This is a genomic window from Paenibacillus sp. FSL F4-0097 (assembly GCF_038593125.1).
Lineage (GTDB): Bacteria > Bacillota > Bacilli > Paenibacillales > Paenibacillaceae > Paenibacillus_AQ > Paenibacillus_AQ odorifer.
Genome location: NZ_CP151965.1, coordinates 2,267,293 through 2,282,650, shown reverse-complemented (window position 1 = coordinate 2,282,650; position 15,358 = coordinate 2,267,293). Strand labels below are relative to the sequence as shown.

Sequence of the window (15,358 nt, the reverse complement as noted above, 5' to 3'; positions counted from 1 at the left end):
GCAGACGGAGAGCGTTTTGTTGTACATTGCTTCTATTGATTTATTCCCTGCGCAGACACAGCTGGAGTAATTTTCACAAAAATAAATCGTGTAAGCGGCCCAACTAAAATGATCTGCAGTGGAAGTGCAAAAATAAAATTTTTACCTATGGCAGACAGATAAGCTCTTGGTAGTTCAGCAGAAAATCCAACATGGAGAACTGCGCCATAGAAGGACATGAACAATACCATTCCGGTCACCATAAAAAAGGATATGAACATGATTTTTTTGATCATCGGATCATTTTCTTTAACCAGCTTATGCGCGATCCCCTTCGCAACCTTGCCTACAACAAATACATCTAGAATGAGTGCAACTATAAATGCAGGCAAGTAGCCGACAATCACATCCTTAACTAACGTGCCTGACCAACCCTCCATTAGTGCTACATTGTAAATACTCATACCCAGCACCATCAAAAAACACATGATGAACGTAAATAAAAATGCTTCTTTTTTGTTTCTTCCCATCTTCAAGCTCCTTTTATCTCTATATTGTCAACTTGGATTACAATAACACAAATTCTCAAATCAAGTCAACCAAGTTGACAATATTCGCAAATGTCTTATACTGGGATAAACGAGCCATGATTTAGGAGTGTTCTAATGAATAAGCAGCTGCAAAAAATGAACCTGATCGATTTACTCAGTGAGAAGCATCTAGCTTTACGTAAAATAGTGACAGACAAAGACCCGGATCAAATTAATAAGACCGAATCCCACATTCTTGCAGTTCTTGAGGCCCGAGAAATGTTATCGATCTCAGAAATCAGTAGAATAATTCATATTTCAAGACAGGGCACGCATAAAAGCATTCAAGGCATGTTATCCCGTGGTTATGTCGAAGCCGTTGAAGTCGAAGGAAATCAGCGTGACAAAAATATTGTCCTCACTCCAAAGGGAATAGAATGCAATAACAGAATGATGATCACCAAAACTGAATTAGAGCAGCAGATCGCTGCCAAGCTAGGAGTAACAAATGTAGAGCTTCTTAAATCTTTGCTAAAAGAAGATTGGCTCTAATCTCCAGCAAAAAAAGACGCAGAGTTGTCTACTCTGCGTCTTTAAAAAGATTGAATTATTTTCCGGGAAATTGTCGTTAATTAGCTTTCAAAGCACTGTTTGCCGCGCTCTCTCCACCTAGACGACCTGAGGTAAAGGAATAACCAATTCCAACCCCATTGCCAACATAGGTATCGTTGAATAATACGCCTTCCGATTCAAGCCCTACAGCAAACAATCCTTTTACTGGTGTACGTTTATCATTTAGCACTTGGAACTTAGTGTTTACCAGCAAGCCACCTACAGAACCCAAGTTGTTGATTTCAGCGACGATGGCATAATATGGTCCTTCTTCGCCCATTGGCTCTAAATAATCAGCAGCTTTACCAAATTCAGTATCCACACCAGTTTTTGTAGCTTCTTTATAACTATTGTAATTTTCTACAAACACATCTACATCCATACCTGCATTTGTTGCTAATTCTTCGATTGTATTTCCTTTGAAGCCATCTCCGTTTTCTACCATAGAATCAAAGACCTTTTCTGCATTTACCCATGGATTCTCTAACGTGAATTGATCTGCAAATTCGGCATAAAATTCTGGTGGCATTCCTGGCAGGCTTGGTGCGTTAACACCTTTCATCCCATTGGACTGAAGAGCAGCCAATTGTGATTTTGATACGATAACCATATGATAAGCACCATTAAATGCACTCGTATTAGCTGCGGCGACCGATGTTAATGTAGCTGCTTCATCTCTGAAACGTGCTCCGGAAGAACTGACATTCATGAAGTTAGGCAGATATGTCAACATCAGCGGATAACTTGCTTCAAAAGGCTCATATTGTGCTTTTAGTCCTTGTGTTGCTCTGGCTAATGTTTGGTGCAGCATCTGTCCACCGAAGTTATCAGGAACCTTGGCTCCTGCTTCCCAAGCCATCTTCAGACCTTCCCCAACGTTCTGACCTAGTCCTCCGTTAACCCCTTCAAAGCCAAAAGCTTCTTTAACCATTTCCGAATTTGCGGCATAACCGCCTGTTGCCATTACGACACTTTTTGCTGTGATTTCAAGAGTAGTCCCGTCTGATTTCTCAGCCACAATACCTGTAACTTCTCCTGCTTCATTGGTAATCAGCTTTTTGGCAGTGGTTTCAGTGATCACTTGTCCACCCTTTTGTTCAACCGATTCAGCCAACATTTTCCGAAGGGTCTCTTCACGGGTTTCATAAGCTGGCAGTACATGCAGCTGCTCTCCGAAGAAGTTCAGGAAGCTGGTTTTATACCCTTTTTCTGCTAACCAATCATAAGTTTCACCGGATTTCGTTACGTATTGTCTAATCGCTGCAGCGTCAACTCTCCAGTGATTGTTGACAATCCAATCGGCAATTTCTTTTTCCACATTTACTTTAAGATTATTGTCAGTAGCTGCGGAAGAATTATAGAACTTACCAGCCCAGGATAGATTACTTGCTCCCCCGATAACTCCTGTTTTTTCGATAATAATAACCTTGGCACCTTTATCAGCAGCAGTTACCGCTGCGGACACACCAGATGCACCGGCGCCTACTACCACTACGTCTGATTCAAGCTTTTCCGTTTTACCTTCACCCGCTTTTTGCACGCCATCGGCTTTGAGGACTTCCAGATTTCCTCCACCTTTGGTTACGGCATCTTCAACGGCCGCGAGCATTGCTTCACTGGAAAGACTCGCACCACTAACAGCATCTACTGCCAAGGTTTGTCCCTCCAGAATTTGATCTTTTATTTTTTCAAGTGCACTATCGCCTAGACCACCCGTTTCTGACTGGCTTACGATCTTGATATCTTTAATTTTATCTGGCTCATCCATAGTGACTTCTACTTTAATCACGCCTTCTTTGCCTTCCGCTTCCCCAGCGAATGTACCGGCTTTAAAAGATGATGATGACGAATTTGCCGACTCCCCATTTCCTTTGCATCCGCTCAGCATGGAAACGATCAGCACCATACAAAAAGTTAACATGAGCATTTTCTTGGTGAAATTTCTGTTGCGCATTCTCTTCTCCCCCAGTATCTAATATCTTATAGCTCGCCAATAACGTGATATTTTTCACATTCATATCTATACATATCTACCGAACGTTGCCAAGCTATATACCGAAGTATAAACATTGGTGCAGCACCAAGGTCAATGTCCAATTCTTGTCCAAAAAGAAAAACACCCGCTCTCAGAGCAGGTGTTTATAGAAATACACTTATAGAATTGGGATATTCACTTCCAAATACGAGCGGTTATTGCCTTCTATTTTTTCAGTAAGCATTAATTTACCCACCACATCACCCGCTATAGTATATCCATTTGCTTCGATGTAATCTATCATAAACTGCAAGGATTTCTTCGTGATATAATGTCCATCCGTAGATAACATGATAGCAGAGATACAGGTACTCGGGCTAATGTACTCTACATATTCATCGATATCCATCGCAAATTTCTGCACTTCCTCCTCTGGTAAGGTAAGCCCCCAGCTATAGTCAAAGTTATTATCACCGGATAACACCCCCGCGTCCTCAATCTTAAAAGAATAAAACGCATAAGGAAGCCTATCCATCCAAGTGTTGACGAGGCTTTTTACGATATCATTTTTTAATAATGCATTTTTATCCGTTTGCTTAAGCCTGTACATGCCTGGCAGCTGTTTAAGTTTACATATATATAGTGAGGACTCTATTTCCTTAAGCTCTTTATGAATTTCATTCATCTTGTTTAGCAGCATCGTCTTTTGCTTAATCTCTTCTTCTAAACTCTGCCGAGACTGCTGCATCATTCCCATAACTTGCTCAATAGAGGACTCCTTCATCAAAAGTGCCACTTCGGGCAATGGAATTTCCATACTGCGATACCATCTGCTCATTAACAGATCCCTTGCATCTAAATCATTAAAATATCTATAATTATTGCTGTTATCTTTTGTAGGCCTAACAATATCATGTTTCTCGTATAATCTCAGCGTATCCGCAGTTACCCCGAGAATGGAAGCAAATTCACCTATGCAATACTTCACCTGAAGTCCCTCCATTCATTTCATGCATACCCTACCACACTAAATGATAAAGAGAAGGACGCTGTTTGGATATGAAGTAACTCATTTCATACTCAGGGTGTACATGCTAACTATGCTAGTGCAAGTAAGTGAACTAACATAAATCCAACTAGAGATAACATGACCGAGCCTATAAGTCCCGCTGCAAAAGACTTCATTCCAAGCCGTCTAAATGCCGCCAAATCAACGTTTAACCCAAGCCCTGCCATCGCCATAGCGATTAACATATAAGCAATCGTAACGATTCCATTGGCTACTGATGCGGAGACGATCCCTAACGAATTCACACCACTGACGACTAGAAATCCTAGAATAAACCAAGGGATTGGAATGCTTTTCCACGAAGCTTTAGCCGCTCCACCTTGCACTTTTCTTTCTTCACGATTGGACCAAATCCCAATTAAAATAGCCACTGGCACAAGTAAGGCCACCCGGGTCAATTTAACGATGACCGCCATATCAACGGCAGCATTTCCACCAGCATCCGCAGCTGCGATAACGTGAGCAATTTCATGTAAAGTCGCTCCTGAGAATACCCCATAACCTAAATCTGATAAGCCGAGATAAGGATATAGAAATGTGTACAGCAGTGTAAATATTGTACCTAATATAGCTACTATAGCTGCACCAATGGCAGTTTCGTCATCTTTGGCTTTTATCTGTGGAGCGATGGCAACCACCGCTGCCGCACCGCAAATCGCAGTTCCGCAGGCAGTTAAGATACTGAGGCGCTTATCTACTTTGAACAGTCGAGCCAGTCCGTATACAACGGAGATCGCAAATATAATGACGATGACTGCCAAAAGAAATACCCGGGGTCCTGCAGCAACGATATCCATTAGATTAAGCCGCATACCGAGCAGGATAATCCCTAGACGAAGCAGTTTTTTACTGGAAAAATCGGTGCCATGTGTGATGTTATTTGGCACTCCTATCGTAGCTCGCCAAATAATCCCGATTAAGATGGCAATGACCAATTGCCCCATAATAGATAGGAATGGAAAACCCGCTAAAAATTTCGCCAATAATGCGATAACTAAGGTTAGCCCTATCCCTAATGCAAACCCAACCTTTTTGTTGTGATCTGGTTGATACAAACCTTCTGATTGACCCATGTCGTATACACTCCTTGATGAATCTCTAGATGATGCTGTATAAATACATCCCATGACTCAACAATAATACGACAGCGCTCGGAAGTTAAATACCAATATCCTATCCGTAAGATTAGGAATACTTATGCTTAATTTTAGACAAAAAAAGCTCCTTCGAGTGAAACATAAATGCCGTAGCATCTGCCTCACCAAAGGAGCAATTATAATCGTTAGTGATATTTAAGCTTCCAGCTTCTGTAGTCGAGTCCCTTTTGGAAGTACAGAAGTTATATATTCGTATACCGGATGTTGCCCTTCCTCTTCCGCAAGTACAGTTACAATTCCTTGATCTGTACCGGTTCGAATCAGCCGCCCCATCCCTTGTTTGAGTCTTAACAGCATGTAAGGCAAATCCACATCTTCAAAAGGAGTGGAGGTTTCCGCCCTCTTTGCCATAAACACTGGATCAAGCGGAGGATACGGCAGCGACCATATGATCACATTGGATAATGAAGGTCCAGGGATGTCCAGCCCTTCCCATAAGGTGACCGCACATAACACGCTATGCTCATCCCGTTGGAATGCCGAAATCAAATAGCTGATTTCTTGATCCCCTTCATATAAAAATGAATATGAACTGCTTTCCGGTCGTAATGAGTTAAGCTGCTTGAACTGCAGAAGCTCTTCACGAGTACGGAACAGTAGCAGTGCTCTACCTTCAGTCCGCTGAATAAGCTTCAGGGAAATTTCCATTTTCTCAGCAAAATCCCCACTCTGAAGCTCTGGCACATAGACATTCATCTGGTGCTCATAGTCATAAGGTGAGTCTACAGAGAAGGATAAAAAATCTTGTATCCCAAGACTGTCCTTCAAGTATTGGAATGATTTATCCACAGACAATGTAGCCGATGAGAATACAATTGGCATTTTTTGCGTGAACAGGCTGTCTTGAAGTACCTCTTTGACATTTCGTGGCATGACCGACAGCGTTAGACCATCGCTTTCTTCTGTCGCCCAGCAGATTAGAGCTCCCGAATCCTCAAACAATCGCAAAGCGATCTCTATGGTCTCCAAACGTTCCTCCACAATTCGCAGTTGGTATTCATCAATCGTGTAGAGTCCGCTTTCGAATACTAATTCTTCTTCGATAGCAGCAATTACACTCCGCATCCGGTGTACCTCACGAATCAATGAAGCATTCAGCTCAATGCTTTTCCGATCTGATCCAGGTATGTTTCGGCATTGACGGCGAATCGCTTTGAACATTTGCTCACTTTGCATGATCGCTTCATCAATCAGAACGGCCAGCGTTTCACGGATTTCATTCTGTAGCAGGCGAGAAATCAATTCTTCAAAGACGACATGCTTCATCTTATAGCCAAGCGCCTTCATGGCCGCTGATTCTAATAAATGTCCTTCATCGAATACAACCGCACAGTGATCCGGAAGCAAAGGGATTTGCCCTTCCCGCTTACGCGCTTCATAGGTCCAAATATGCTCCATGTAATAATCGTGGGAACAAATGATCAGATCGCTTGATTTCCGGTAATGATCACGGGACAAGGTCTGCCCGCAGCGGTGACGCATATCGCAAGTAAAGCAGTCCTGAAACGTATCCCAGTTAATCTTATTCCATTGTTCGTCATTCAGATCAGGGTAATCTCTGCGGTCTCCATAAGCATGGAATTGCTGCATCGGTGCATGTGAATGTACAAAATCAGGTAATGTACTGTACAAGCTCTCCAGTGGTAAGCTTTCATCATCATGGTTCCGAGCCTGATCCAGCTTTTTCAGACACATATATTTATCCGGAGATTTCGCTAGTCTGGCATCAATATTCATGTTCAGATGCTTCGCAAGCTTGGCGATATCGCCTTCCGGTTTCACAAGCTGCTCAATCAAGGACTCGTCCGCACATGCAATAATCGCAGGTTTGCCCATATAACGCGCGTAACAAATGCTATACAACAAATACACTAATGTCTTGCCTGTTCCGACCCCTGCCTCAGCAAAAATCGTCTTTTTCTCGGCAAAAGCTCGCTCTACCTGAAAGGCCATGTATATCTGTTCATCACGTACTTCAAATCCAGCCTCAGGAAGAATTTCATAGAATACATCTCCGACCCATTCCCCTACTTGCTCCATAAAAGGTTTGGTCCGATCATATTCAAAAGGATACTGTTTCGCCAACAAGCCTACCTCCAATATTTGATCAGGCATCTCTACCATGCCATGAAAAATAGAATCAACGGAAAAACTCTATTATCTCATACGTTTGGAGGAATTACAAAAAAAATTAGAGATCTAAAGATCAGATTAACAACGAAGATACTCATTTTCGTAAATATCATTAATCCTTTCCAAAACATTCCGGGCTTGATCCTTAAATTTGAAATCCGCAACCTGGCCTTTCCGAAGAAATATACCTGTCTCTTCACGGTGTTCTCCCAGAGCACCCTCATACAATTGGCCGGCGCCGTGGGTAGGCGGAGAGAAAAACAGCTTCATCAACGGTTTAACTATTAGAGGCAGTCCAGAATTTTTTCCTTTTCGCAGCGTATTATTGCTACCCGGATCAACACTGCGAATCATGATGCCCTCATTAGCAAGCTGCGGCGCAGCGGCCTGTGTCCATAACGATAATGCCAGCTTTGAGGTGGCGTAAGGACCAAGCAACTTTCGGAAGGTTGTGGGATGCTCCAGGATTTCGATCGTAAACTCTTTCGTATAATTAAGCGCTGAGGATGAGGTGTTGATCACCGTTTTTAAGCGTCCTTTTTGTAGGATATCCTTCAATTCCATTAAAATAATATACGGAACAACGGTCATCAATTCATAGTGCTTTTCGCGCCCCTGTTTCGAATAGCTTAGTTCGGGGAAGCTCCCGCCGGCATTGTTGAACAAAATATCGATTCGCTGCTCCTTGCCTTTGATCTCTTCCAGCGTCCCTCTCAAGCTGGCAAAATCCGCGAGATCGGTTGTTTTATAAATACGAAGCCAGCCGTTTTTGATGGCTTTTTGGATGTTCACATCGTCGGCGGGAAAATCGGAACGGTTCAAAGCAATCACCTGCCAATCCTCCGCTAGCAGTTTTCGAGTTAATTCCAATCCAATCCCGGCGTTAGCGCCTGTAATCAATGCGATATTTTCACGTTGCTGTGTGCTCATTGTAAATCTCCTCCTGAATTCGGGATATCTTCCTCTTATAACGCACATTTTATTAATTGGAGTCGACTCCAAGTCAAGGCGTAATAAAAAGATTTTGTCCCAGAGATAAGGTCTTGACTTGGAGTCAGCTCCAAGTTGTATAATGCACACACAAAGCAATCTCCAGGAGGTAGAGTATGAAGGCAGAGCAGACGTTTACGATAAAAGAAACCGCCGCGCAAACCGGAATATCAGAGGATACGATCCGCTATTACGAAAAGATCGCGCTGCTTCCCCGGGCGGACCGGAAGGACAACGGGCATCGCGTTTACCGGCAGGAAGACATAGATACAATCCGGCTGCTATCCTGCCTCAAAAAAACAGGTATGCCCTTGCAGGATATGCAGCCATTTTTGGCGGTCTCCGCCGACGCTGATCCCGCGGATTATCCTGAACTGGTGGAGCATTTAAGGAACCATCGAGAAAACATCGTCAGCCAAATCTCGTCGCTGCAGCAGGTTGTCGATTTTATTGATATGAAGCTGGAACAAGGGAAATATCGCCGAGACTGCTCAGATAAAAGCGAAGACCGATCGGAACCAAAAAACATCTCCCCCGTTGAGATGAGTTATTTTTCTGGAACAGCAAAAATGAATAATTAATGAGTTGGAGTTTTTAGGATGAAAGCAATGATAATTAAAAAATACGGAAAATATCCTCTTCAACTAGCCGACGTCCCTACACCCGCAGTGGGTGATTATGATGTATTGGCAGAGATCCATGCAGCAAGTATTAATCCTATCGATTTCAAAGTGCGGGATGGCAAAGTTCGTACGCTGTTGAAATACGATATGCCCCTAGTTTTAGGAAATGATTTTTCAGAGATTGTCATCCAAGCAGGAAAAAAAGTTATAAAATTCAAGATAGATGATGACAAAAGGTATTGATTCAAGCGGGAGCGGGCGGTGTTGGCACTTTTTACTATCCAACTTGCCAAAGCGATGGGGATATACGTGGCTACTACTACAAGCGATGCTGGAGCAGAATTGGTCAAGTCACTTGGAGCCGATCAAATTATCAATTATAAAACCGAAGCATTTGATAAGGTCCGGACAAATAAAACCTGTTATTGATCAAGTGTTTCCTTTTGTAGAGGCGCAGAAAGCGATGGAGTATTCCGAATCGGGCAGAGCTAAAGGAAAGATCATATTAAAAATAAAGTGATACAACACATAAATAAAACAGCAGTCTAAGACTTTATGCTTCTCGTCTAGACTACCGTTTTTTATTTGTGTACTCGTTAATTAAATTATCTATTTCCAAAAATCCGTACCAGCAAAAACAAACTCTTTATCCAACGTCTCGTCCCCATCTTCAAAGCAATCTGCCCAAGAAACACGTTGCTTACTCAGGAGAATTGCATCCTTCACGCCATATTCCTGATAACAAACGGTTTGTTCATTAGCGGTGTTGTTCCAGTTATCCCAGCCAAGTGGATGAATATGTGCACCCAGCTGACAATCTACAAATACGGTTTTAGCATACTCACGCCATGGACGGCCCAGAAACACCGGAGCAATATCAGGAGCCGCTGTTAAAAAGCAATTTTTAAAAATATAACCATACGATTGTCCCACGGGTGTGGAGGCTGCCGTAATATAACCTGCTTGATTCTCACTATGACGCAAGCTGCGAATTTCACATCTGTCAAAATAAGCCGTAGCCCCACCAAATATAAAGTCCACTGTGCCCTCTATATAGCAATGCTGATACAACTGCCGATATTGGGCATGGTGCTTTCTCAGTGGTATACCTCCAAACGTAGATCGCTCTTTGGGTGCAGGTGGCAAAGGTCCCGTGAACAACGTGTCCTGATACCCTTTTAAAGTACAATTTCTGAATACGGTTTGATCACAATTAGCATACACGGCTACCGCCTGCCCGATATTTTCACCCTGCCCTGCATTATTGGTAATCACCAGATTCTCCAAGATCAGGTGGCTGCCGCCCAGAAATAACGTTGGTGTAGAGAATGTATTGATTTCTTCGCCCGCTTCATCACGCTCTTTCGCGTAACGATTCATAACAATCTCCACGTAGCCAATCCCTATGATCGTAAGATTAGAACGATAAATCCGCACTGCCTCTTTATAGACCCCTGACAAAATATAAAGCGTATCCGCTTGACCGGATGGCCCCTGCTCTAGTGAATCTATCGCCTCTTGAATCGTGTGATAAGCGCAAAAGGATTCTTTCCCTACAACAAGCATAGTGGATTCTTTTCCTTTCAATAAATTGATGACTCTCTCTTATGGACAGACATTCTGTTCTTCAGGTGACACTGTAGCTTGTTCTACTAATTTTTCCGGCTTCTTCGTGTTTTTTGATCGACAATTTATGATCTCTACAGCTTCTCCATTTTCAATGTAAAAAGCAGGCCCTTCATGGTTCTCAATCGTCACCTGATGAAATTGAACATCTCTTGCATTCCCGAGGAAAAACCCGCGATTATTCATGTTTTCGATCCCTGTCATCATGTCTGGATGGCCGGGAATTGCATTCGTCGCCATGGAGATGTCCACATTGGTAAACGTAATCTCGGATACATACTGCTCCGCAAGCCCGTATAAGAAACCCGCTGCGGCATGAACATTACGTGCGGTAATATTGGCAAAATGAATGCGTCTAAAACACGGCGTTTCCTCTGTAATCGGATAAGGATTTTTATCCCACACATATTTTTCTTTTCCGCGTGGTCCACAGAAATAATATAGATTTAGAGTAAACGGACAAATAACGTCCTCCATTACAATATTGCTGATCCGAATATCTTCAATCGTTCCCCCGCGTCCCCGTCTTGATTTCATCCGGATTCCACGATCGGTTTGTTTAAACACACAATTACTAATCGTGACATTACGAATATCTCCACTCATTTCACTACCGAGTACGACACCCCCGTGTCCATGTACCATAGTGCAGTTGGTGATCGTAATATTCTCACAAGGAACTCGTTCTTTGGTATCCTCAGTTCCTGCCTTGATCGCTATGCAGTCATCACCGACATCAATATTGCAATTGCTAATTCGCACATTGGTGCAAGACTCTGGATTAATACCATCTGTATTTGGAGAGTCCGCCGGGTTCAGAATGGAAATATTATCAATAGTCACATTGTAACAGCCTATCGGATTAACGGTCCAGCTTGGAGAATTGACCAGCGCGATATCTTTAAGGGTTACCCGCTGACAGCTGTCCAAGCCGATTAGAGTCGGCCGGGGATACTGCAGCTCTTCCCGGCGGTTCCGAAACGTATCCCACCAGAGTTCACCATTTCCGTTAATCATTCCGCTGCCAGTGATCGATACATTAACTAACTCTCTTCCATAAATACAAGGTGAATGAACCCGCTGCTTCACTCCTTCCCATCTGCATTCCACTGCAGGGTAATCCTCCGGGTTCGTACTAAATGAAAGAATGGCACCCGGATTTAAATTCAATTCGATATTGCTTTTCATATGAATTGCACCGGTTAAGAACGTGCCAGCCGGCACATAAACGGTTCCTCCACCGGCTTTATTTGCCGCTTCAATCGCACGTATTATCGCTTCAGTCGCTAACTTTTTACTATTCTTAAGCGCTCCAAAATCCTCAATATTGTAGATCAACATTCATAAGCCCCCCTGTTCTATATCAGATCCAGCCTCTTAATTGTTCGTATTCCACACAGGCCTGAAGGAAAGCACCCACACCTTTTTGGTCGTTAGTGACAATAGGCTCGCTAATGTAATAAGCGAAAGTACCGTCACGTTGGTCCACTCCACCTAATCCTGCTACTTGGCAATTCTTATTTAAATTGACCCATTCTTCTTTGGTTTCTAGTACAAACTCCGAGATAAGTCCTTGTTGAGCCAGATCTAATGTTTCGTACCATCCAGCGTTTAACACGCCTAATCGGATACCTTTAGCCATGGCATACACGATCATACTTGAAGCAGAGGCCTCAAGATAATTTCCTTTGCGTTCCCCTAGATTAATCACTTGATACCAGACCCCGGATTCCTTATCCTGATATTTCTTCACCGCAGTTAAGGTATCATTTAGTATTCGTACCAGCTCTGGATAATCTGAGTGCTCACTAGGCAGCAATTCCAGAACATCAACCAATGCCATGAGATACCAGCCAAGTGAACGGGCCCAAAAGTTAGGCGAAAGTCCTGTTTCAGGGTCGCACCAAGGTTGAATACGCTGTTCATCCCATGCATGATATAGCAGACCTGTTACCGGATCTTTCGTATGCTTCTCACACAAGATAAATTGTTTAGTTACATCCCCAAGTCCCTTTCCTTCTTCAAAAGCTAGCAAGTAGGCTAAATAAAAAGGAGCGCCCATATAAAGTCCATCTAACCAAATCTGATAGGGATATATATTTTTATGCCAAAAAGCACCTTCCGAGGTTCGCGGATGGGTCTCAAGTTGCTTTCTAAGTAGAGCAGCCGCTTTTTTGTATTTTTCCTGCTTCGTTTCTTTATATAGAGTCAATAATAATTTTCCGTTGTTAATATGATCGATGTTATACTCCTCTAGGTGGTAGCCCTTGACACTGCCATCTTCCTGAATAAAGTAGTCCATATTATCTTGAATGAACTGCAGATACTTCGAATCACCGGTCTGCTTCCAAAGCCATTCAAAACCGTTCAATACCACGCCATAATCGTAGGTCCAGCTTCCTTTGTAGCCTTTATCTTCATAAAGCTTCGGTGTCCGCGCCATAATAGAGTCTGCCGTTTGAATTGCCCACTGTGATTTCTTCATCCCAACCCCCAAAATATTTATAAATTTAAGAGCTCAAAAACTATAAATAGGTTCACCCGATTTAAGGATTACTTTGTACATAAAATAATACGACTTGATTCTCTGCAATCTCAGAGAATCAAGTCATTGTTTAGTAAGGATACGGAGCGATATAGTCTTGGAGCATTGACTGTATTTCAACACAAGCCATCACCAATGCGCCCACACCATGCAGATCATTTTTAACCTTAGGCCGAGTCACGTAACTCTCGTAATCTCCAGCTGAGGTACCGATACAAATGTCCGGCAGAACTAATCGGTTATGCTCATCCCACTGGATTACTTTGGTTAACCCTTCATATCCTTTTTTAGCGGCAGCTGTAGCGATAGTCACATCACTTACAACGCCATGCTTCACGGCTTTGGCAATCGTATAGACGAACAAACATGACCCTGAAGTCTCCAGCCAATTATCTGGCTCATGTCCCTTATCTACGACTTGATACCAAAGTCCACTTTTTTGATCTTGGTAACGAATAAGTGCATCCACAAAATCTCTCAGCGTAGTAGAAAGCTCTGTCCGGGCTGAATCATGGGAAGGTAACAGATCCAGAAATTGCGATAAGGCGAGACCATACCATCCTAATGATCGGCTCCAGAACTCCGGTGAACAACCCGTCTCCGGATTCGACCAAGGCATCCGCCGGCTCTCATCCCAGGCATGGTATAACAAACCCGTTGTCTCATCCTTCATATGCTTGCGCATTAACATTTCCTGATGAAGGACCGTTTCACGCAAGCTTGGTTCATCGTAGACATTAGCATATTTCAAGGAGAATACGCCTGCCATATAAAGTCCATCCAACCACATTTGGTTGGCGTACTTATCCTTGTGCCAATACCCGCCCTCAGAGGTTTTATTTAGTGTGAGCAGTAAATTCCTTAGCTTCTCTGCTGCAATACGATACTTAAGTTTGCCTGTCCGTTCATAAAGAGTGAATAGTAGCTGTCCTGCTTGAACCGCATCCAGCTCATCACGTGCAAAATAAAAGTTCCCGTATTCATCCACCAAATCATCTACATATTCCTGAATATAGTTGATATAACGGTCTTCTTGATAAGCATTCCACAAAAGCTCCATGCCACACAGAAATACACCCTGATGATAGTGCCATCGATGCGCGGGGGGAAGCTCTCCCGCCCTGTAAGTATCCATTAGTGAATCGCAAGCTTTTTTTGCCCACTCTATCGGCGTTGTAGGTATCTGTACAGTCATCTCGAAGCTCCTCCCCTAAGTATAGTCTCTCTCTTTCTTGCTAGCCCTTCATAGAACCCAACATGGCACCTTTGGCAAAATGCTTTTGCAGGAACGGATACACACAAACTATTGGTAAGGTAGCTACAACGATAACAGCCATTTTAATTGATTGATCTGGCGGTGGAACAGCAGCATCCAGTGTAGCGCTGTGATCCATACCGCTGGCAAGGACGACAATTTGTCTGAGCAGAACCTGTATTGGCCATTTCGCACTATCATTCAAATACAGAATCGCATTCATGTAGGTATTCCAATACGTTACCGCATAGAACAATCCGATAGTCGCTAACGCAGGTAAGGATAGTGGCAATACAATCCGAAATAATATTCCAAAATCGTTACAACCATCAATTTTAGCCGATTCCTCCAAACCTTCAGGTATATTTTGGAAAAAGTTTCTCAAAATGATCATATTAAAGGCACTAATCGCTGACGGTAGGATCAGTGATGCGTACGTGTCAATTAGTCCTAATTCCTTCACCACGAGGAACGTTGGAATCATCCCACCATGAAAAAGCATGGTGAACACGACCATGAAGTTAACCACTTTACGACCATCCAGATCTTTTCTGGTAAGAGCGTAGGCCATCAAAGAAGTTATAAACAAACTAAAAATAGAACCAATTGCCGTGATACCAATGGAAACACCCATGGCTTTAAATATTGTATTCGTCGAAAAGATGAACTTGTACGCTTCCAGACTCCATACCTTTGGAATCAGTACAAATTTGCTAGAAGCTAGTTCTGCACTCGTTGTGAAAGAGCCTGCTACAACGTGAACAAGGGGAAGCACAGTAATTAAAGCAATGATCGCAAGCAGCGTAAAGTTTATAGCAGAAAAGATTCTACCACTGATTGTTTTATCTTCTACCATTTCGATTC

The 15,358-nt window shown here is 42.9% G+C and carries 13 protein-coding genes and 1 pseudogene; 3 read left to right on the top strand and 11 right to left on the bottom strand.

The window, feature by feature from the left end:
* Positions 1 to 32: 32 nt before the first annotated feature.
* Positions 33 to 509 carry a DUF2798 domain-containing protein gene (locus MHH86_RS10100; protein WP_036679295.1) on the bottom strand — a complete coding sequence of 159 codons (477 nt, stop codon included), beginning with the start codon at positions 507 to 509 and terminating at the stop codon, positions 33 to 35.
* Between the two features lie 135 nt (positions 510 to 644).
* Between MHH86_RS10100 and MHH86_RS10095 the strand changes: the two genes are divergently transcribed.
* Complete coding sequence (locus MHH86_RS10095; RefSeq protein WP_036679291.1) at positions 645 to 1,061, top strand: helix-turn-helix domain-containing protein; 417 nt, start codon at positions 645 to 647, stop codon at positions 1,059 to 1,061.
* Positions 1,062 to 1,137: 76 nt separating this feature from the next.
* Here MHH86_RS10095 and MHH86_RS10090 read toward each other — a convergent pair whose 3' ends face one another.
* The 5 genes from MHH86_RS10090 to MHH86_RS10070 form a co-directional block, all read right to left on the bottom strand.
* Positions 1,138 to 3,075: an FAD-dependent oxidoreductase gene (locus MHH86_RS10090; RefSeq protein WP_342479711.1), complete on the bottom strand. Its 1,938-nt coding sequence runs from the start codon at positions 3,073 to 3,075 to the stop codon at positions 1,138 to 1,140.
* Between the two features lie 199 nt (positions 3,076 to 3,274).
* Entirely contained in the window at positions 3,275 to 4,084 is an 810-nt protein-coding gene (locus MHH86_RS10085) for a MerR family transcriptional regulator (RefSeq protein WP_036679284.1), read from the bottom strand.
* 110 nt (positions 4,085 to 4,194) lie between these two features.
* The gene (locus MHH86_RS10080) at positions 4,195 to 5,238 is read right to left on the bottom strand and encodes a YeiH family protein (RefSeq protein ID WP_076179097.1); all 1,044 of its coding nucleotides are present in this window, start codon (positions 5,236 to 5,238) and stop codon (positions 4,195 to 4,197) included.
* Positions 5,239 to 5,457: 219 nt separating this feature from the next.
* Positions 5,458 to 7,437: an ATP-dependent DNA helicase gene (locus MHH86_RS10075; protein WP_342479780.1), complete on the bottom strand. Its 1,980-nt coding sequence runs from the start codon at positions 7,435 to 7,437 to the stop codon at positions 5,458 to 5,460.
* 96 nt (positions 7,438 to 7,533) lie between these two features.
* The gene (locus tag MHH86_RS10070; protein WP_094901443.1) at positions 7,534 to 8,385 is read right to left on the bottom strand and encodes an SDR family NAD(P)-dependent oxidoreductase; all 852 of its coding nucleotides are present in this window, start codon (positions 8,383 to 8,385) and stop codon (positions 7,534 to 7,536) included.
* A gap of 176 nt (positions 8,386 to 8,561) precedes the next feature.
* Between MHH86_RS10070 and MHH86_RS10065 the strand changes: the two genes are divergently transcribed.
* Both MHH86_RS10065 and MHH86_RS10060 read left to right on the top strand, forming a co-directional pair.
* Positions 8,562 to 9,026: a MerR family transcriptional regulator gene (locus MHH86_RS10065; protein WP_342479710.1), complete on the top strand. Its 465-nt coding sequence runs from the start codon at positions 8,562 to 8,564 to the stop codon at positions 9,024 to 9,026.
* 18 nt (positions 9,027 to 9,044) lie between these two features.
* Positions 9,045 to 9,588, top strand: a pseudogene (locus MHH86_RS10060) (zinc-binding dehydrogenase).
* Positions 9,589 to 9,677: 89 nt separating this feature from the next.
* On the opposite strand, the gene MHH86_RS10055 reads toward MHH86_RS10060, so the two are convergent.
* The 5 genes from MHH86_RS10055 to MHH86_RS10035 form a co-directional block, all read right to left on the bottom strand.
* Entirely contained in the window at positions 9,678 to 10,634 is a 957-nt protein-coding gene (locus MHH86_RS10055) for a pectinesterase family protein (RefSeq protein WP_036679262.1), read from the bottom strand.
* Between the two features lie 39 nt (positions 10,635 to 10,673).
* Positions 10,674 to 12,035 carry a glycoside hydrolase family 28 protein gene (locus tag MHH86_RS10050; protein ID WP_076098491.1) on the bottom strand — a complete coding sequence of 454 codons (1,362 nt, stop codon included), beginning with the start codon at positions 12,033 to 12,035 and terminating at the stop codon, positions 10,674 to 10,676.
* A gap of 22 nt (positions 12,036 to 12,057) precedes the next feature.
* Positions 12,058 to 13,179, bottom strand: a complete 1,122-nt coding sequence (locus MHH86_RS10045) for a glycoside hydrolase family 88 protein (RefSeq protein WP_036679258.1) — start codon at positions 13,177 to 13,179, stop codon at positions 12,058 to 12,060.
* 130 nt (positions 13,180 to 13,309) lie between these two features.
* Positions 13,310 to 14,434, bottom strand: coding sequence for a glycoside hydrolase family 88 protein (locus MHH86_RS10040; protein ID WP_339211737.1), 1,125 nt, complete (start codon positions 14,432 to 14,434; stop codon positions 13,310 to 13,312).
* Between the two features lie 40 nt (positions 14,435 to 14,474).
* Positions 14,475 to 15,350, bottom strand: coding sequence for a carbohydrate ABC transporter permease (locus MHH86_RS10035; protein WP_076107520.1), 876 nt, complete (start codon positions 15,348 to 15,350; stop codon positions 14,475 to 14,477).
* Positions 15,351 to 15,358 lie beyond the last annotated feature (8 nt).

Coding starts and splice junctions, on each gene's coding strand:
- MHH86_RS10035 (WP_076107520.1), bottom strand. CDS start 15,350: ATGGTAGAAGATAAAACAATCAGTGGTAGAATCTTTTCTGCTATAAAC.
- MHH86_RS10070 (WP_094901443.1), bottom strand. CDS start 8,385: ATGAGCACACAGCAACGTGAAAATATCGCATTGATTACAGGCGCTAAC.
- MHH86_RS10055 (WP_036679262.1), bottom strand. CDS start 10,634: ATGCTTGTTGTAGGGAAAGAATCCTTTTGCGCTTATCACACGATTCAA.
- MHH86_RS10090 (WP_342479711.1), bottom strand. CDS start 3,075: ATGCGCAACAGAAATTTCACCAAGAAAATGCTCATGTTAACTTTTTGT.
- MHH86_RS10080 (WP_076179097.1), bottom strand. CDS start 5,238: ATGGGTCAATCAGAAGGTTTGTATCAACCAGATCACAACAAAAAGGTT.
- MHH86_RS10045 (WP_036679258.1), bottom strand. CDS start 13,179: ATGAAGAAATCACAGTGGGCAATTCAAACGGCAGACTCTATTATGGCG.
- MHH86_RS10100 (WP_036679295.1), bottom strand. CDS start 509: ATGGGAAGAAACAAAAAAGAAGCATTTTTATTTACGTTCATCATGTGT.
- MHH86_RS10095 (WP_036679291.1), top strand. CDS start 645: ATGAATAAGCAGCTGCAAAAAATGAACCTGATCGATTTACTCAGTGAG.
- MHH86_RS10040 (WP_339211737.1), bottom strand. CDS start 14,434: ATGACTGTACAGATACCTACAACGCCGATAGAGTGGGCAAAAAAAGCT.
- MHH86_RS10065 (WP_342479710.1), top strand. CDS start 8,562: ATGAAGGCAGAGCAGACGTTTACGATAAAAGAAACCGCCGCGCAAACC.
- MHH86_RS10075 (WP_342479780.1), bottom strand. CDS start 7,437: ATGCCTGATCAAATATTGGAGGTAGGCTTGTTGGCGAAACAGTATCCT.
- MHH86_RS10050 (WP_076098491.1), bottom strand. CDS start 12,035: ATGTTGATCTACAATATTGAGGATTTTGGAGCGCTTAAGAATAGTAAA.